We start from the raw sequence: 17,911 nt of genomic DNA, 5'->3' as shown, positions 1-17,911 counted from the left end.
TGCGTAAACATCAGCACTCGATAATGTTGACCGCCAAACCGCCACGGGCGGTTTCCTTGTATTTGCTTTTCATGTCAGCGCCGGTCTGGCGCATGGTGCGGATAACCTTGTCGAGGGAGACGAAGTGCTGACCGTCACCGCGCAAGGCCATGCGCACCGCATTGATTGCCTTCACCGAGCCCATGGCGTTGCGCTCGATGCAAGGCACTTGCACCAGCCCGCCAATCGGGTCGCAGGTCAGGCCGAGGTTGTGTTCCATGCCGATTTCGGCGGCGTTTTCCACTTGCTGTACGGTGCCGCCGAGGACTTCACACAGGGCACCGGCCGCCATGGAACACGCCACGCCAACCTCACCCTGACAGCCGACTTCTGCGCCGGAGATCGAGGCGTTTTCCTTGTACAGAATGCCGATCGCGGCCGCGGTCAGCAGAAAACGTACGACGCCGTCTTCGTTGGCGCCGGGGATGAAGCGCATGTAGTAATGCAAAACAGCGGGGACGATCCCTGCCGCACCGTTGGTAGGCGCAGTCACGACGCGCCCGCCGTTGGCGTTTTCTTCGTTGACCGCCAGTGCGTAGAGGTTGACCCAGTCCAGCACCGACAGCGGATCGCGCAGGGACGATTCCGGGTTCTTGCACAGTTGTCGATGCAGCGCGGCCGCCCTGCGTTTGACCTTCAAACCACCAGGGAGGATGCCTTCGTTACGACAACCGGCGTCGACGCAGTCCTGCATCACTTGCCAGATTTTCAGCAGGCCGGCGCGAGTTTCCGCTTCCGGGCGCCAGGCACTTTCGTTGGTCAGCATCACCTGGCTGATGGACAAACCGTAGGTGGCGCAGTGACCGAGCAGGTCCTTGGCGCTTTTGAACGGGAAGGTCAGTGGTGTGGCGTCTTCGACGATGCGGTCGGCGCCAGCGGCGTCTTCATCGACCACAAAACCACCGCCGACCGAGTAGTACTCGCGGCTGCGGATTTGTATGCCCGCCGCATCGAAGGCGCGAAAGATCATGCCGTTGGGGTGATAGGCCAACGGTTTGCGGATCATCGCCAGATGTTCTTTCTCATTGAACGCAATGCTGTGTTCGCCGAGCAGGTTCAAGCGACCATTGCCACGAATCTCTTGCAGACGGGCGGCGACGGTTTCGGTGTTCACGGTGTCCGGGTGTTCGCCTTCCAGGCCCAGCAACACAGCCTTGTCGCTGCCGTGGCCTTTACCGGTGGCGCCGAGTGATCCGTAAAGTTCGACTTTGACGCAGGTGGTCGCGGCCAACAGTCCTTCACGACGCAGACCTTCAGCGAAACGTGCCGCAGCACGCATCGGGCCGACGGTGTGGGAACTGGAGGGGCCGATGCCAATCTTGAACAGGTCGAACACGCTTAAAGACATGAGTTGTTCTCCGGTTTCTTGTTATGGGTATGGGCGCAATCTGAAACCTTCCACAGATCCCTTGTAGGAGTGAGCCAGCTCGCGATGACGGACTGACATTCACCATAAATGTCGACTGAAAGACCGCTATCGCGAGCAGGCTCACTCCTACAAGGGTTTTGTGGTGTTCTTGAATTTGGGGGCGAGTAAACCCGCCCCCTTATTCGTTTAAGCGTAGCTTTCGATCGACGGGCAGGCGCAGATCAGGTTGCGGTCGCCAAACACGTTGTCGACGCGACCGACCGGTGGCCAGTACTTGCCTTCGATCAGCGACGCAACCGGATACACCGCTTGCTCACGGCTGTACGGATGGGTCCACTCGCCGACGATTTCCGCCGCGGTGTGCGGGGCGTTTTTCAGCGGGTTGTCGTCCTTGTCCAGGGTGCCGTTTTCCACTGCGCGGATTTCTTCGCGGATGCGGATCATGGCGTCGCAGAAACGGTCCAGTTCTTCCTTGGATTCGCTTTCGGTCGGCTCGATCATCAGCGTGCCGGCGACCGGGAACGACATGGTCGGGGCGTGGAAGCCGAAGTCGATCAGGCGCTTGGCGACGTCATCGACGCTGATGCCGCTGCTGTCTTTCAGCGGACGCAGATCGAGGATGCATTCGTGCGCCACCAGGCCGTTGCTGCCGGTATAGAGGACTGGATAGTGCTCTTCGAGGCGACGGGAAATGTAGTTGGCGTTGAGGATCGCCAGTTGCGACGCACGTTTCAGACCCGCGCCACCCATCATTCGAATGTACATCCAGGTGATCGGCAGAATGCTCGCGCTGCCGAACGGTGCCGCGCAGACCGCGCCTTCTTTACGCTCCATGGTGCCGTGACCCGGCAGGAACGGGGTCAGGTGCGACTTGACGCCAATCGGGCCGACGCCCGGGCCGCCACCGCCGTGCGGAATGCAGAAGGTTTTGTGCAGGTTCAGGTGGCTCACGTCGCCGCCGAACTTGCCCGGCGCGCAGAGGCCGACCATCGCGTTCATGTTGGCGCCGTCGATGTACACCTGGCCGCCGTGGTCATGAATGATGCCGCAGATTTCGCGGATGCCTTCTTCGAACACGCCGTGGGTCGACGGGTAGGTGATCATCAGCGCGGCGAGGTGTTCGCGGTGCTCGATGGCCTTGGCCCGCAGGTCTTCAATGTCGACGTTGCCACGGGCATCGCACGCGGTGACAACCACGCGCATGCCGGCCATGTTGGCGGTGGCCGGGTTGGTGCCGTGGGCGGACGAGGGGATCAGGCAGATGTCGCGACGGTCTTCGCCACGGCTCTGGTGATAGGCACGAATCGCCAGCAGGCCGGCGTATTCACCTTGGGAACCGGCGTTCGGTTGCAGCGAGATCGCGTCGTAACCGGTGGCGGCGCAGAGCATCGCTTCCAGTTCGTCGGTCAGTTGCTGATAACCGGCGCTTTGCTCGGCCGGGGCGAACGGGTGCAGGGCGCCGAATTCGGCCCAGGTCACCGGGATCATTTCGCTGGCGGCGTTGAGTTTCATGGTGCACGAACCCAGCGGGATCATGGTGCGATCTAGGGCCAGGTCCTTGTCGGCGAGCTTGCGCAGGTAGCGCATCAGCTCGGTTTCCGAGTGATAACGGTTGAACACCGGGTGGCTGAGGATCGGCGACTGGCGCATCAGCGCGGCCGGGATCGTGCTTTGCACGGTGGCAGCCAATGCCGCGAAGTCCGGCAGGGTTTGGCCGTCGGCCAATAGGGCCCACAGGGTTTCCACGTCGGCTTGCGAGGTGGTTTCGTCGAGAGACAGGCCCAGACGTTCGGCATCGACCACGCGCAGGTTGATCTGCTGCGCGCGCGCCTGGTCGTGCAGCTTGGCGGTGTTGGCGCCGGTGTTCAGGGTCAGGGTGTCGAAGAAGTTTTCTTGCTCGACCTTCAGGCCCAATGCGCTCAAGCCTTTAGCCAGAATCGCGGTCAGGTGATGCACGCGGTTGGCAATCTGCGTCAGGCCTTTCGGGCCGTGGTACACGGCGTACATGCTGGCGATGTTGGCCAGCAGCACTTGCGCGGTACAGATGTTCGACGTGGCCTTCTCGCGGCGGATATGTTGCTCGCGGGTCTGCATCGCCAGGCGCAGCGCCGGCTTGCCGAAACGGTCGACGGAGACGCCGACCAGACGGCCCGGCATGTCACGCTTGAACGCGTCCTTGGTGGAGAAGTACGCCGCGTGCGGGCCACCGAAGCCCAGCGGCACGCCGAAACGTTGTGCGCTGCCGATGGCCACGTCGGCACCGAATTCGCCCGGCGGGGTGAGCACGGTCAGGGCCAGCAGGTCGGCGGCGACCGCCACCAGTGCATTGGCGGCGTGGAAGCGTTCGGTCAGCTCGCGGTAATCGAATACGTCACCGTTGCTCGCCGGGTATTGCAGCAGGGCGCCGAAGAATGGCGTCACGTCAGTCAGTTCGAGTTCGTCGCCGACCACCACGTCGATGCCCAACGGCTCGGCCCGGGTGCGCAGCACGTCGAGGGTTTGCGGGTGGCAATGCACGGAGGCGAAAAAGGCGTGGCTGCCCTTGTTCTTGCTCAGGCGTTTGCAGAAGGTCATGGCTTCGGCGGCGGCGGTGGCTTCATCCAGCAGCGAGGCGTTGGCAATCGGCAGGCCGGTGAGGTCGCTGATCAGGGTTTGGAAGTTGAGCAGCGCTTCGAGACGGCCCTGGGAAATTTCCGGTTGGTACGGGGTGTAGGCGGTGTACCAGGCCGGGTTTTCCAGCAGGTTGCGCAGGATCGGCGACGGCGTGTGGGTGCCGTAGTAGCCCTGGCCGATGTAGGTCTTGAACAGCTGGTTTTTGCCGGCGATGGACTTGATCAAGGCCAGGGCATCGGCTTCGCTCAGGCCGTCTTCGAGGCCGAGGACGCTGGTGCCCTTGATGCTGTCGGGGATGACGCTGGCGCTCAGGGCTTCCAGCGAGTCGAAACCGAGGCTGTTGAGCATGGCTTGCTCGTCGCCGGCACGCGGGCCGATGTGGCGGGCGATGAATTCGTTGGCGGTGGTCAGGCTTACTTGAGTCATGTCAGCGCTCCTCAGGCTTCGGCGTTGGCTTTGATCAGACGGTCGTAAGCGTCTTGATCCAGCAGTTTGGCGACAGCCGATGCATCGGTTGGCTGGAAGCGGAAGAACCAGCCTTCGCCCAGCGGATCTTCGTTGACCAGTTCAGGGCTGCTGTCCAGCGCCGGGTTCACTTCCAGCACTTCACCGTCCAGCGGCATGTACACGCCGCTGGCGGCTTTTACCGATTCCACGGTGGCGGCTTCAGCGCCTTTATCGTAGGACTGCAGCTCAGGCAGTTGTACGAAAACCACGTCGCCCAAGGCGTTCTGTGCGAAAGCGGTGATGCCGACTGTGACGGTGCCGTCAGCTTCGGTACGCAGCCATTCGTGATCTTCAGTAAAACGCAACTCGCTCATGGAAACTCCTAAGGGGGCCAGACTCGTCTGGTGGACGCGATTGAATACTCGGCAATGCCGTACTTTATGGATGGTTACTAAGCAAAATCGCGGCCAATGTTTTTTAATCGTTATAAATCAATAGCTTGTGTGTTTGTTCGAGGTACAAGAGTTTGCTGGCTGTAGCGAAATCGCTACAGCACAAGGTGGAGAAAAAAGCCTAAGTGGATCAAAGCCTTGCACAGCGGTGATCAGGAGAAGGTGTAGCGATATCGTTCCGCTGTAGCGCTTTCAGTACAGATGGAGGTCGTTTTTGAGTTGCGTAAATGATCGTTCCCACGCTCTGCGCGGGAACTCCTCAATGGACGCTCTGAGTCCGCTTTGGGACGCGGAGCGTCCCGGGCTGCATTCCCACGCAGAGCGTGGGAACGATCAATACAGAAGCCTTACGGCTTATTGGGAATGCCGTACTTGCGCAACCGATGGGCGATGGCGGTGTGAGAGGTTTGCAGGCGGTTGGCCAGTTGGCGGGTCGAGGGGTAGCTGACGTAGAGTTTTTCCAGCAGGGTTTTTTCGAACTCTTCCATGGCTTGTTCGAGGCTGTCTACTTCGCTGTCACTCTGACGTGCCACGGAGGTGCCGGCGATATCGAGGTCGCCAATGTCCACCAGGGTGCTTTCGCAAATGGCGGCGGCGCGGAAGATCACGTTCTGCAGTTGCCGCACGTTGCCCGGCCAGCGATTGCCGAGCAGTGCCGGATAGGTGCCGGGCGCCAGGCGACAGACCGGGCGCTGGATCTGCGCGCAGGCCTGCTGCATGAAGTAGCGGGCCAGCAGCAGGATGTCCTGGCCGCGTTCGCGCAGGGGCGGGACTTCGACGTTCAGGACATTGAGGCGATAGAACAGGTCTTCACGGAAAGAACCTTCGCTGACCATTTTCTCCAGATCACGGTGCGTAGCGCTGAGGATCCGCACATTGACCTTCACCTCACGATCCCCGCCCACCCGGCGGAAGCTGCCGTCGTTCAAGAAGCGCAGCAACTTGGCCTGCAAATACGGCGACATCTCGCCGATCTCATCGAGAAACACCGTGCCCTGGTTGGCCAGTTCCATCAGCCCGGGTTTGCCGCCCCGTTGCGCGCCGGTGAAGGCGCCGGGGGCGTAGCCGAACAGTTCGCTTTCGGCGAGGTTCTCCGGCAATGCCGCGCAGTTCAGCGCCAAAAATGGCGAACTGTACCGAGCGCTGATGGCGTGGCAGGCTCGCGCCACCAGTTCTTTGCCGGTGCCGGTTTCGCCCTGGATCAGCAACGGCGCATCGAGGGCCGCAACGCGCTGGGCACGGGCCTTGAGGGTCCGAATTGCCGGGGACTCGCCGAGCAGCGCATCGAAACCTTCGGCATGGTCGTGGTGCAGCGCCGAGAGGCGTTCGCCGATGCGGTTCGGTTGATACAGGGTCAGCAGGGCGCCGGCGTCGGTAATCGGTGTGGCGTCCAGCAGCAACGTCTGGCCGTTGACAGTGACTTCCCGCAGCGGCAGGCGGAAGCCGTTTTCCAGCAGGGCTTCGAGCAGTGCGGGGTCGGCGAACAGGTCGGCGATGCTTTCGCCGTCAGGCTCGCGACCGTACAACGCAATCAGCGCCGGGTTGGCCAGCAGCACCTTGCCGGCACTGTCCAGTGCCAGGACCGGGTCGGTCATGGCCGCGAGCAACGCATCGAGCTGCAGGTGCCGACGCTGACCGGGAAGAATGTCGACCACCGTCACTGCTTGCACGCCGCGCACGCTGAACAACGCATCGCGCAGCTCTTCGAGGACTTCCGGGCTCAGGGTCGGGGCGTCGATGTAGACGTTGGGCGGAACCATTTCCACTGCATCCAGATTGAGATTGCGCCCACCGAGCAGGGCCAGGACTTCCTGGGTAATGCCGACGCGGTCGATGAAGCTGACGTGGATACGCATGGGGCGTTTTTGGGTTCTGGAGTGCGGAGGGTGGCAAGTATGCCTTGGGGCGGGCCAATGGTGAAATCTTGCGCGGGACTTCTAATTGATCGTTCCCACGCAGGCGCGCGGGAACGTTCAAGGGGTGTCTCAGATTCGATCCAGATGCTCAGGTTTGACCGGGTCGCCGGATTTGACGTGGAGCTGCGCCCGCACATCTTCAAACATGGCGTCGTACTCCTTGTGTATCGAGCCGATACTGGCCTCTTTGGGCATCCCGTACTTCTGCGCGATGCGCGTGGCATGCCGGGCGAAGTCGAACGCCTGATCCTTGGGCAGGAAGAATTCTTCCTTCAACTCCTTGTCCCCAACCGTGCCATGCATCTTGAACAGCATGCCTTCGCCTTCCTGGGGATCCTGGCTGATTGCATATTCGATGTGCAGGTTGTAACCGTAATCGTCCTTGGTCAGCGCGTGGCGCTCGATGTGCAGGTGACCGGGCTCGAACATAGCCATTTAGCGTTTCTCCTTCAAAAAGGCATTGAATCAGGGCAGACCTCAGGCCTGCCCTCGGAGTTTCTTTTATTGATAGCTTATCCGGGTGTCGCCGTGTCCGAGAGTGGACCGATCACCGCGACTTTTCCAGTCTGTCGGGTGAACTTGGTTCATCTGGTCAGCGGGGGCTCATCGGCAATTGGAGGCATTATGAAGGTGCTGCTGGAGTACCTACAGCCCTATGACTGGTCGGCGATGCTGGGGTTTTTGTCGGCGCGGGCGATCGTCGGGATCGAGGTCGTGGTTGACGGCGTTTACTCGCGCAGCATCGGGTTGAACGGAGTTCATGGCACGTTTTCGATCAAGCCCGCGGCGACGGATGCACTTGAAGTGACGCTGGATTTTCCTGATTCAGCGGCCGTGCCGGAGATCACCGCGCGGCTGCGGCGGATGTTTGATCTGGATGCGGACCTGGCAACGATTCATCGGGAACTGGCGGTTGATCCCTTGATGGCGCGGTTGATTGCCGAGCGCCCGGGGTTGCGGGTGCCGGGGGCGTGGGATGGCCTGGAGTTGGCGATTCGTGCGGTGTTGGGGCAACAGATTAGCGTGGGCGCGGCTATTAAACTGACGGGGAAATTGGTGGCGCAGCATGGCGAGTCGTTGGCTTCGTCGTTGCCCGGCGTGACCCATGTGTTTCCTCAGGCTGCTGCTTTGGCGTCAGTGGATCTGGCAACGTTGGGGATGCCGAAAAGCCGTGGTCGAACCCTGTCGGGTGTGGCTCAGGCGTTGCTCGATGATCCTTTATTGTTTGAGCCGGATCGGGAGGAAGGCGTTGCGCGGTTGCTGGCGTTGCACGGGATTGGTGACTGGACGGCGCAATACATTGCCTTGCGGCAGTTGCGCGATCTGGATGCGTTTCCAAGCGGGGATGTGGGGTTGATCAATGCGTTGGCAGCGCTAGAGGGTGAGGCGGTGACGGCTCGGCAATTGTTGCAGCGTGCTGAAGCGTGGCGACCTTATCGAGGCTATGCGGCGCAGCTGCTTTGGACATCACTGAGTCGAACGGACTGAATATTGATCGAACATCTATGCTGAATGTTCGGGCTCCTTCGCGAGCAAGCCCGCTCCCACATTTAATCGCATTCCATCTGGATGAACCCGGTCAAATGTGGGAGCGGGCTTGCTCGCGAAGGCTATCGGACAGTCACCACCACTGCGCGCGATGGGAACCCAGTTCGCTGGCCGCAAGAGCCCACTGCAACGGCGTCCCCGTGATCTTAAGCGGTACCTGCAACCGATGCGCCGGTCCCCAAGGCGTCTGCTCGATCAACAGCCCTTGATCGTTGTCATCCTCCGCCCGCAACGGCTCATCTGTTCCCGGACCATTTTCAATCAGCAACTTCGCCGTACGCGCCAACGACAACCGCGCCGATCCACTACGCCCCAACAATCGAATCGCACTGGCCGCCATCAAATACCCGGTGGCGTGATCGAGCGCTTGCAAGGGCAATGGCGTCGGTTTGTCCGAGCGCTTCCACTGCAGGCCGGCGTCGGCGATTCCGCTGCTCATTTGTACCAGGCTGTCGAAGCCGCGGCGGTTCTGCCAGGGGCCGCTCCAACCGTAAGCATTAAGGCTGACGTCGATCAGGCCGGGCGCCAGTTTCTGGCGTTCGGCGACGCCGTAACCCAGATGTTCCAGTGCGTCGGCGCGGTAGCCGTGGAGCAGAATGTCAGCGTCCTTGAGCAGGCTTTCGAACACCGCGCGATCAGTCTTGTCGTGCAGGTCCAGGCGTGCGCAGCGTTTGCCCAAGGTGACTTCCGGCACCACACCGGGTTCGTTCCAGGTCGGTGGGTCGATCCGCAAAACGTCGGCGCCGAGGCCTGCCAGAAAACGGCTGGCGATCGGTCCGGCGAGCACTCGGGTCAAATCCAGCACCTTGATCCCGGCCAGCGGTTGCGCCACCGAGCCTTGCCACGGTTTCGCGTTCTGGCGGCTGTTTTCAGCAAACTGAATCAGCGGCTCGGCGTTCACCGCCTGACCTTGGGGATGCGTCTGCCATTGCGCCCAGCTACGCATCTCGGCGGCGCAGCCACCGGCATCGACCACGGCCTGCTCCAGATCGCTTTTGGCCCATTGAGCAACCTTGCTCGCCATCGCTGCACGGTCGGCGCAGGCACCGAGCACTTTTTCGGCAGCGGCGCGGTGATGGGGCGCGTTGGTGTGCAGGCGGATCCATCCGTCTTTGGTCGCGTAGTCACCGGCGACCGGATCCCACAGCGGCGGGACGCTCCAGCCTATCGGGCGGATCGAAGTGGCGAACCAAAAGGAGGCCAGGCGGCGGTCGACCTCAAGGCTGGGTAAGCGACCGGTTTGTTGCTGTAGCCATTCGCTGACAGCCTGGCCGGCAGCGGCAATGCTGGCGCACGCCAGATCGGTGACGGCAAACGCCGAGGGCAGGGCGCCGCTCGAGGTGAACTTGACCTGGGTGTGAGGCAAGCCGAGTGCGGCTTGAATGGACGTGAGTAAATCAGTCATCGAAGGCCCTCCGGGAGAGGGCCTGATCATAGATCAAAAAATTGCCAGGCCGGATGAAATCCCATTGTGGGAGCGGGCTTGCTCGCGAAGGCGGTGGGTCAGCAACATTGATATCGACTGACACTACGCTTTCGTCGGAACGCCGCCCGGACCAAGCCCGCTCCCACATTGTTAGGTGGTGCCTGTTTAAACCCGAAACTGATCCATCAATTTCATCTGGTGGGTGGTCAACGAATTGAGATGGCTGCTGATCTGCGCCGATTCGGTGGCCTGGCCGGTCAGGGTTTCGGTGACGGTGCGGATCGCCGAGACGTTGCGATTGACCTCTTCGGCCACCGCGCTTTGCTGTTCGGCGGCGCTGGCGATTTGCAGGTTCATGTCGCTGATGACCGTCACCGCGTCGCTGATCTTGCTCAAGGCCTGCACCGCTTGCTGGATCTGTCCAGCGTTGCTGTGAGCCTGTGTCTGGCTCGAATGCATGGTAGCAACCACGCCGCGAGTGCCGGTCTGGATGCGCTCGATGACGATGCGGATTTCTTCCACCGAATCTTGCGTACGTTTGGCCAGGTTGCGCACTTCATCAGCGACCACCGCAAACCCGCGACCGCTTTCGCCGGCACGTGCCGCTTCAATCGCCGCGTTGAGCGCCAGCAGGTTGGTTTGTTCGGCGATGCTGCGGATCACTTCCAGCACCGAGCCGATCTGCTCGCTGTTGACCGCCAGTGCTTCGACTTCGGTCACCGCCTTACTGACTTCGTCGGCCAGTTGATTGATGTCGCGGGTGCTGCGTTCGATGATCTGCATGCCGTCGCGGGCCGACTGGTCGGCACCCTTGGCCGCGTTAGCCGCGTTCGACGCACTGTTGGCGACGTCGTGGGCGGTGGCGCTCATTTCGTTGGACGCGGTGGCGACCTGGTCGATTTCGCGGAACTGCACCTGCATGCCTTCGCTGGTCTGGCGGGCGATTTCCGAAGATTGGTCGGCGGTGCCGCGCGCATCGGTGATGCTTTGTTTGATCTGCGCGATGGTCGGTTGCAGCTTGTCGAGGAAACGGTTGAACCAGCTCACCAGTTCGCCCAGTTCGTCTTTCTTGCTGTAGTGCAGACGCTGCGTCAGGTCGCCGTCGCCGCTGGCAATCGCCTTGAGCATTTCGGCCACGCTGTTGATCGGCCGAGTCACGCCGGACGCCGTGAGCCAGATCAACAACAGTCCGACCAGCCCGGCAATCACCGCCACCAAAACGGCTTTGATCGTGCCGCTTTGCTGGGCGTCATCGAGTACGGCTTGCAGCTTGACCGAGTCGGCCAGCAACACTTGTTTCGGCAGGTCGATCACCACGCCCCAGGCCTTGGACTCGGCAATCGGACTGACCGGGTACACCGCACGGATCAGGTCGCCCTGTTCGAGAATTTTCGGCGTCCCACCGCTGAGCAATTGCAGGACGTCCTTGCCGTCTGCGCCCAGGGTGTCGCCGATGCTTTTGCCAACCTTGCTCGCGTCGACGCTGTAACCGGCGAGTACACCGCTGCCGGAGACGATCAGCATGTGCCCGGCGCTGTTGAACAGATCACGTTGGGAGTCGACCGCTGCTGCTTGCAGGGCGTCGAGGGCGATGTCCACACCGACCACGCCGATGGATTTGCCATCCACCAGCAGCGGTACGGAAATGGTGGTCATCAACATTTCCTTGCCGGCGACGGTGTCGGCATACGGGTCGAGCAGGCAGGTGCGCTTGCTGTCGCGAGGGCAGGTGTACCAACTGTTGTAAGGCGTGCCGCTGAGGCTCAAGGTGGTTTTGGTCATGTCGTCTTCGACCATGATCGTGTTGATCCCGACACCGCCGGCACGGCTCCAGTAGCTGGCGAAACGACCGGCTTCGTTGGACTGGCGAGCCGCATCGTTGGCGAATTCGCTGTCCTTGCCATCGAGGCCATTGGGCTCGAATGCCAGCCAGATGCCGAGCACTTTGCTGTTGCGCTCGAAGGCGGTTTTCAGGCTCTGGTTCAACTCTTCACGCAGGGCGCCGGCGTCAAGGGAGCGCTTGCTCGCCAGGTTGCGCATGTCCTCGATCTGATCGGCCAGGGCGGTCACCACCAGCAGGCTTTCGCCGAAGGTTTTCTGCACCCGCACCGCTTGCTCGGCGGCCTTGGCCTGGAGCAAGTCCTGCACGCTGGCGGTGAGCATCTTGCTGCTGGAAGCGCTGACCAGTTCATCGTTCTGATCGGTCTGGTAGATGTTCATGCCGACGATCAGGGCGACCACGCCCAGCAGGCACAGACCGGACAGCAGGACGATTTTCAGGCGGATGGAAAGAGAGTCGAACATAGGACGAACTCGCGAATGGATGAGGTGTTGGCTGTGAGTCGGGATCGACCCGGTTCGCCAAGTCCATTCAGCGCCATTTAATGCACATCGGCGCAGGCGCAGGTTGCATGAACGCGAAGCCGACGAACGGTAGCAGGTGAACGTTTGCGCAGGAAAATGCCCTGAAAAGGACAAAAATTCAGGAAATTGTCGGCAATGATTCCGGCCGCGACCAGATCCACAGATTGCCCAGGCTCATGCCGGCAATCGCCAGGAAGATCGGCCAGCCAGGTTCGAGCATCACCAGCATCAACCCGGCGCACAGCAGCATGCTGACGGTGGCGCTGATCTTGGCTCGGCGGGCGATGATTTTGCCGTTGCGCCAGTTACGCAGGATGGAACCGAACAGCCGATGGTTTTCCAGCCAGGCACTCAGGCGCGGCGAACTCTTGGTCGCGGCCCAGGCGGCCAGCAGGATGAACTCGGTGGTCGGCAGGCCGGGTATGACGATGGCGATCAGGCCGATGCCCAGGCTGATGTAGGCCAGGAGACCGAAGAGGATTCGGGTGAGTTTTGAGGTGGTTGGGTGAGGCATTGGGCTCAAGTTGCGCGACTAAGGCTTGATCGGGATCTTGCAGGCACACTCGGTCCCTTGTAGGAGTGAGCCTGCTCGAGATAGCGGTGGGTCAGGCGGCAATGATGTCGACTGACACTCCGTCATCGCGAGCAGGCTCACTACTACAGGGGGAATGTGTTTCTTCAGGCGAGTTCGGGGGTGGAGGCGTAGGCCTGTTCCAGTAATACGGTGAAGCGGTTGAACGCGTCGATAGCGCCTTTATCCAACTGGGCTTCTTCTTGTGCGCTGAGTTCCAGCCCGTCGAGGGTTTTGACGAAGCTCTTCCAGCCTTCAGCGCGACCACCGGCCGGTTCACCAAGATGGCGGGCACCAAAGGTTTCGCTTAATCCGAGCCCCACAGCACGCTTGATCAGAAACGCCGCACCAAGTTTCGAACCTTCCGACACGAACAGCCAACCCAGCGCCTCGGCTTTGGTTGGGTTCTTCACCGCCCCGGCGACGGGGGCCGGAACTTCGGTTTCCAGATCAGCGAGGTCAGCCTTGGCCGCTTCAGCACGGCAGCGAGCTGGCAGGTCCGGGACGATGGCGGTCATTTCGGCATCGTTGTACAGCGACACCAGTTCCGACTGAAACAAATACTGAGCCACCACGAAGCGCGCGAAGTTGGCCTGGGTTTCGAACGGTGCGTGGGCTTTGACCAAGGCATCCAGCTTGGTATGAGGCTCGTTTGTGATCTGGTTCAAACGTTGCGAACGCAGAGCGGGGCGTTGAGCAGTGTCCTGAGCGGTCATGAGAAGTCCTTGAGAAAAAGAGGCGCTTGGTAACGAGACGAACAAGCAGGCGCCTGACAGTAAAAAAACCTCACTTCGCCACTTCTATAAAGCAGCGCAGTGAGGTGGCAGGGTCAGATATCCCAGACCAGGTTGATCGCGAAGTTGCGACCCGGCTGGGTCAGGCGGTCGAGGTTGGCCGGTTGCGTGACCGAGGCTTCGCCGACGCTGTCGTAACCGCGCACGTCATCCCACTGCCAGTACTTCTTGTTGGTCAGGTTGTACAAACCGGCGTTGACGGTTACGTCGTCGGTCACCTTGTAGAAACCGGCCAGGTCGAGCACGCCATAACCCGGGGTCTTGAACTGGGTGCTGGTGCCGTCCGGGGTTTTGAAGCTGGTGCTGTCGACGCGGGTCTTGCGTTTGACCAGTGTCCAGCTCAACAGGGCGCCGTAGTTGTCCTGGTCGTAACCCAGGCCGAACACGCCAGTCAGCGGGTTGATGCTGTTCAGCGGCTGGCCGTTGTCATCGTTTCGGCCGTACAGGTAAGCCACCGAACCTTGGGTGTAGAGGCCGGTCGGCGCGCCGAAGCTGTCCAGGTTCAGGCGACCCTTGAGCTCCACGCCTTTGATGGTGGCGTGCGCGATGTTGTTGCTCTGGAAGGTGGTCTCGGTGTAACCGGGCGTGATGGCGTTCTCATCGATGAAGTCGCGGTATTTGTTGTAGAACACCGCCACATCGAAAGTGCCTGCCTCGAACTGGCCGCGCAGGCCGGTTTCATAGCTCTTGCTCTTTTCCGGTTCCAGATCAGGATTCGGTGCGACCTGATAACCGCCGGCCAGGTTTTCAAAGCGACCGTACAGTGCCTTGGCGGTCGGCGTGCGGAAGCCTTCGGCGTACTGGCCATACCAAGTGTAGTGATCGTTGAAGTTATAGGTGGTGCCGAATTTTGGCGACAGACGATGCCAGGTCTTGGTGTCTTCGCTCACCACACCGTTGCCGCTCTGATCGGCGGTGACCAGGAATTCGTCGGTGATGTGCGGCTTGAGCTCGGTGTAGTCGTAGCGTGCGCCGGGCAGGAAAGTCCAGTTGCCCCAACTGATCTGATCCTGAGCGAACAGGCTGTAGCTGTTGATGGTCGGGTCCGGGAAATCGCTGGCTGGTTTGAGCGTATCGGCGGCGCTGGCGGCACCGATGACACGGCAAGCGCCGGCCACGGTCAGGCAGGTGCCGCTACCGGTGCGCAGGCCGGTGACTTTGTCCTGTTTGATCGTGGTGCCGTAAGTAATGGTGTGGTCGGTGTCGGCGATGGCAAACGACTTGTCAGCCTGGGCATCGAACACCCATTGGCGATCCTTGTAGGTGGTATCGCGGTTGCGCAGCACCGTGCGCGATGGCGCGTAGATTTCTTCGGTGCTCTGGTCGGTCTTGGCGATCTGGTAGTTCAGCGTCCACTTGATGTTGTCAGCCAGGACGCTGTCCAGGCCGAAGCTGTGTTCCAGACCGAAGCGTTCGCGGGTGACCGTGTCGTTGCCGGTACGGGATTTATAGAAACCGAAACCACGTCCTGCGTTGAACGGACCGCCCACTGCGCTCAGTTGATTAGTGTCGCGGTCATCCTTGTAGTGCTCGTAAGTCAGGCCGAAGCGCGCATCGTCGGCGTAGTCCCAGCCCAGTTTGGCCAGCACGTTGGTGGTGCGCACGTCCTCGGGGTTGGCCTCGGTGCGGTTCAGGCCGGTGCCGCCGGTTTCACCGTAGGACTCTGTTTCATGACCATTGCGCTGACTCAAGTGCAACAGGCCGTCGAAGTCGCCGGTGCGACCGGCCACGGTGCCGGAGGTCAACCAGCTGTCGTCGGCCGAGCTGTAGCCGGTTTTCAGGCGTGCGCCGACATCCTTGCCTGGTTTGATGATGTCGTCCGGGTCCAGCGTGTAGTAGCTGACCGCGCCGCCGATGGCGTTGCTGCCGTAAAGCACGGATGCCGGGCCGCGCAGAATCTCGACGCGCTTGACGATTTCGGGGTCGACGTAGTTGCGGTTGGTCTGCGCGTAAGGGCCGTTGAAGAAGCTGTCGGGTACTTGCACACCGTCGATCTGGGTCAGTACGCGGTCGCCGTCGATGCCGCGGATGTTGTAGCCCGTAAGGCCGGCGCGTTGACCGGCGCCGCCCACCGAAACACCGGGCTCGTAGCGCACCAGATCCTTGATGTTGTTTACGTTGTTGCGGTCCAGCTCTTCGCGGGTCTGGACGGTGACGGTGCTCGGCACGCTGTTCACGTCCTGTTCCTGGCGGGTGGCGCTGATGGTCACCTGGTCCAGGTTGAGCGCGCTGCTGTTGCTGCGCTTCTCCAGCACGATGTTGTTGGTGCCCATTTTGCGATAGCTCAGGTTGGTCCCCACCAACAGGCGATCGAGGGCTTTCTCTGGCGGCAGCGAACCCCGTACGCCCGGCGAGGCCACGCCTTCAGCCAGTTCTGCCGGCAAGCCGACCTGCCAACCGGTCACGGCGGTAAAGGCATTGAGTGCCGAGACCAGCGACTGCTGGGGGATGGCGAACGCGTAATCGCCCATGTTGCGGGTCGGTTGCTCGGCAGCGGTGGCGGCGTAGAGCTGCGCGCTGCCGGCCATCAGGATGGCGGCGGTCAGCAACGACAGCACGCGAGAAGGTGAAGAGGGTTGGCGGGTAAGGCGAGAGGACATCGATAGCGCTCCGTGTCGCACGAATCTTTATAGGTGCTGATCGGCATCTGTAGATGCGAATCAATTGCATTGGCTATAACGAGACGTACGGGCGTTGGCTATCGAGTAAAAATAATTCTCATTTAGTTCAAAATCACCAGCGCCGGGAACTCCTGGAGTCGCGCCGAGGTGATGTGGGCCAGCGAACGGACCACGTCCAATGGCTGGTCGAGGCGGTAATTGCCGGTGACGGCGATGTCGGCCAACTGCTCGTTGTTGTTGATAATCCAGCCTGGATAGTAACGACGCAGCTCCGCCAGCACCTGGCTCAGCGGGCAGTTTTCGAACACCAGTCGACCCTGGACCCATGCCAGGTCAGTCGCGGCATCGAGTTTGGCGGGGCGATCGAAACCGTTGGGGCCGATACGGACGCTTTCTCCGGCGGACAAACGAATTCGCGCGTCATCGCGGGTTGCTCGCAAGTCGACATCCCCACGCTGCACCCGGACCTGCGCCACACCGTCCAGATAACGCACCGCAAACGCGGTGTCCCGAACGCTGGCCTTGACCGGCCCGGCGTCAATTTCCAGCGGCTGGCCACGATTGGCCGTTACCTCGAAAAACGCCTCGCCCTGATACAAGCGGGCAACGCGCTGTTGATCGTTGATGGTGCTGGAGAAGGCCGAATTGGTATTGAGCAGGACCTTCGAGCCATCCTCCAGTTGCAGCCGCTGGCGTTCACCGACCACGGTCAGGTGATCAGCCTGCAGGCGAATCGGCAGATTACTGAAGCTGAACAAACCGAGGATCAACACGGCGGCGGTGGCCAAGGGTTTCCAGTGCGGGCGCAGGCGCGACAGGACGGTCACTTTCGGCGGCAGGGCGGCCAGGCTTTGCGCGCATTGCACGACCTGCGGGCCTTCCCAGATCGCCTGAGCCTTGGCGAACGCCTCGGCATGCAACGGATGGGCGGCGAGCCAGTCGTGAAACTGTCGGGTCTGTTCCTCGCTCGGACTGTCCAGCACGATCAGCCAGTCCAGGGCCTGGTCCATCGCACTTGCGGGGGCCCGCGCCGGGGAGGGCGGAGGGGGGGCGGGGGGAGGCACTGGAAGCGTGTCCGTCACGGTGTTTCCTCGGCAGTGTCTTGGCACCGCTGTTTTTTTAGTGAAGCTTGAAAGTGGGGCAAGGGTAGCAAAGCCCGATAGTCAGTGCAGGTCATCCTCACAGCTAGAGAATTAACCTACAGATTCAGTCGCCGTTTAACCGTTCGGCCACGCCGATGCAGATCGCCATGATCAATTTCAGCTCCTTTTGCACGGTGCTCAATGACACGCCAAGCTTCTCGGCGATCTCCAGATAGCTGTGTCCGTGCAGACGACTGAGGATGAAAATCTGCTGCTGACGGGCGCTGAGTTCATTGAGGCTCACGTTCAAGCGCTCGAGCAATTGTTCGGCATGGGCGGCGTCCTCGGCACTGCTGGCGGGGGCGGCGACGCTTTCCACCACGTCCAGCGGCACGTCGTCGAGCATCGTGCGCGACTGGATTCGCCGCGCACGCAAATGGTCCAGCGCCAGGTTGCGGGCGGTCTGGAAAACGAACGGTTCAAGGTGATCGATGGCCCGCTCACTGAGCGCCCGGGTCACTCGCAGGTAGGTCTCCTGCAGGAGGTCTTCGGCGGTGCTGTGATTGTTGACCATCCGCTCCAATGTGCGCAGCAGAGAGACTCGCTGGGCGATGAAGACGTGATTGAAGCGAGATTGACTCACGGGAGGACCTGATCCATTTCGAGCGA

General features: G+C 61.2%; 12 protein-coding genes and 2 pseudogenes. 1 reads left to right on the top strand and 13 read right to left on the bottom strand.

The features are described from left to right. Positions 1-10: 10 nt before the first annotated feature. The 5 genes from ACMXYJ_RS27070 to ACMXYJ_RS27050 form a co-directional block, all read right to left on the bottom strand. Complete coding sequence (locus ACMXYJ_RS27070; RefSeq protein WP_095132678.1) at positions 11-1,387, bottom strand: L-serine ammonia-lyase; 1,377 nt, start codon at positions 1,385-1,387, stop codon at positions 11-13. Positions 1,388-1,594: 207 nt separating this feature from the next. Then, positions 1,595-4,447: an aminomethyl-transferring glycine dehydrogenase gene (gene gcvP / locus ACMXYJ_RS27065; RefSeq protein ID WP_415757616.1), complete on the bottom strand. Its 2,853-nt coding sequence runs from the start codon at positions 4,445-4,447 to the stop codon at positions 1,595-1,597. 11 nt (positions 4,448-4,458) lie between these two features. After that, positions 4,459-4,842 carry a glycine cleavage system protein GcvH gene (gene gcvH, locus ACMXYJ_RS27060; RefSeq protein ID WP_007949423.1) on the bottom strand — a complete coding sequence of 128 codons (384 nt, stop codon included), beginning with the start codon at positions 4,840-4,842 and terminating at the stop codon, positions 4,459-4,461. Positions 4,843-5,267: 425 nt separating this feature from the next. After that, the gene (locus tag ACMXYJ_RS27055; RefSeq protein WP_415757615.1) at positions 5,268-6,776 is read right to left on the bottom strand and encodes a sigma-54-dependent transcriptional regulator; all 1,509 of its coding nucleotides are present in this window, start codon (positions 6,774-6,776) and stop codon (positions 5,268-5,270) included. Positions 6,777-6,905: 129 nt separating this feature from the next. After that, the gene (locus ACMXYJ_RS27050; protein WP_415757614.1) at positions 6,906-7,271 is read right to left on the bottom strand and encodes a DUF5064 family protein; all 366 of its coding nucleotides are present in this window, start codon (positions 7,269-7,271) and stop codon (positions 6,906-6,908) included. A 189-nt stretch (positions 7,272-7,460) separates the two neighbouring features. Here ACMXYJ_RS27050 and ACMXYJ_RS27045 point away from each other — a divergent pair, with 189 nt between their 5' ends. After that, positions 7,461-8,324 (top strand): DNA-3-methyladenine glycosylase family protein, encoded by an 864-nt coding sequence (locus tag ACMXYJ_RS27045; RefSeq protein WP_415757613.1) that lies wholly within the window; start codon positions 7,461-7,463, stop codon positions 8,322-8,324. A gap of 133 nt (positions 8,325-8,457) precedes the next feature. Here ACMXYJ_RS27045 and ACMXYJ_RS27040 read toward each other — a convergent pair whose 3' ends face one another. From ACMXYJ_RS27040 to ACMXYJ_RS27005, 8 genes and pseudogenes are all read right to left on the bottom strand, one after another. Next, entirely contained in the window at positions 8,458-9,789 is a 1,332-nt protein-coding gene (locus ACMXYJ_RS27040) for a CoA transferase (protein WP_415757612.1), read from the bottom strand. A gap of 186 nt (positions 9,790-9,975) precedes the next feature. Beyond that, positions 9,976-10,503 (bottom strand): annotated as a pseudogene (locus ACMXYJ_RS27035) (methyl-accepting chemotaxis protein); the annotation flags it as partial. 378 nt (positions 10,504-10,881) lie between these two features. Beyond that, a pseudogene (locus tag ACMXYJ_RS27030) lies at positions 10,882-11,850 on the bottom strand (chemotaxis protein); the annotation flags it as partial. 442 nt (positions 11,851-12,292) lie between these two features. Beyond that, the gene (locus ACMXYJ_RS27025) at positions 12,293-12,688 is read right to left on the bottom strand and encodes a YbaN family protein (RefSeq protein WP_415757611.1); all 396 of its coding nucleotides are present in this window, start codon (positions 12,686-12,688) and stop codon (positions 12,293-12,295) included. A 164-nt stretch (positions 12,689-12,852) separates the two neighbouring features. After that, a complete protein-coding gene (locus ACMXYJ_RS27020; protein ID WP_415757610.1) occupies positions 12,853-13,461 on the bottom strand; it encodes a biliverdin-producing heme oxygenase in 609 nt (202 codons plus the stop codon). A 113-nt stretch (positions 13,462-13,574) separates the two neighbouring features. Then, entirely contained in the window at positions 13,575-16,139 is a 2,565-nt protein-coding gene (locus tag ACMXYJ_RS27015) for a TonB-dependent receptor (protein WP_415757609.1), read from the bottom strand. Between the two features lie 122 nt (positions 16,140-16,261). Next, positions 16,262-17,170 (bottom strand): FecR family protein, encoded by a 909-nt coding sequence (locus ACMXYJ_RS27010; RefSeq protein ID WP_415757608.1) that lies wholly within the window; start codon positions 17,168-17,170, stop codon positions 16,262-16,264. 196 nt (positions 17,171-17,366) lie between these two features. Continuing rightward, entirely contained in the window at positions 17,367-17,885 is a 519-nt protein-coding gene (locus ACMXYJ_RS27005) for an RNA polymerase sigma factor (RefSeq protein WP_033056830.1), read from the bottom strand. Positions 17,886-17,911 lie beyond the last annotated feature (26 nt).

Origin of the sequence: Pseudomonas arabinosi, from assembly GCF_047758675.1 — a bacterium.
Taxonomy (GTDB): domain Bacteria; phylum Pseudomonadota; class Gammaproteobacteria; order Pseudomonadales; family Pseudomonadaceae; genus Aquipseudomonas; species Aquipseudomonas arabinosi.
The sequence above is the reverse complement of the archived record's forward strand: the minus strand, read 5'-3'. Positions and strand labels throughout refer to the sequence as shown.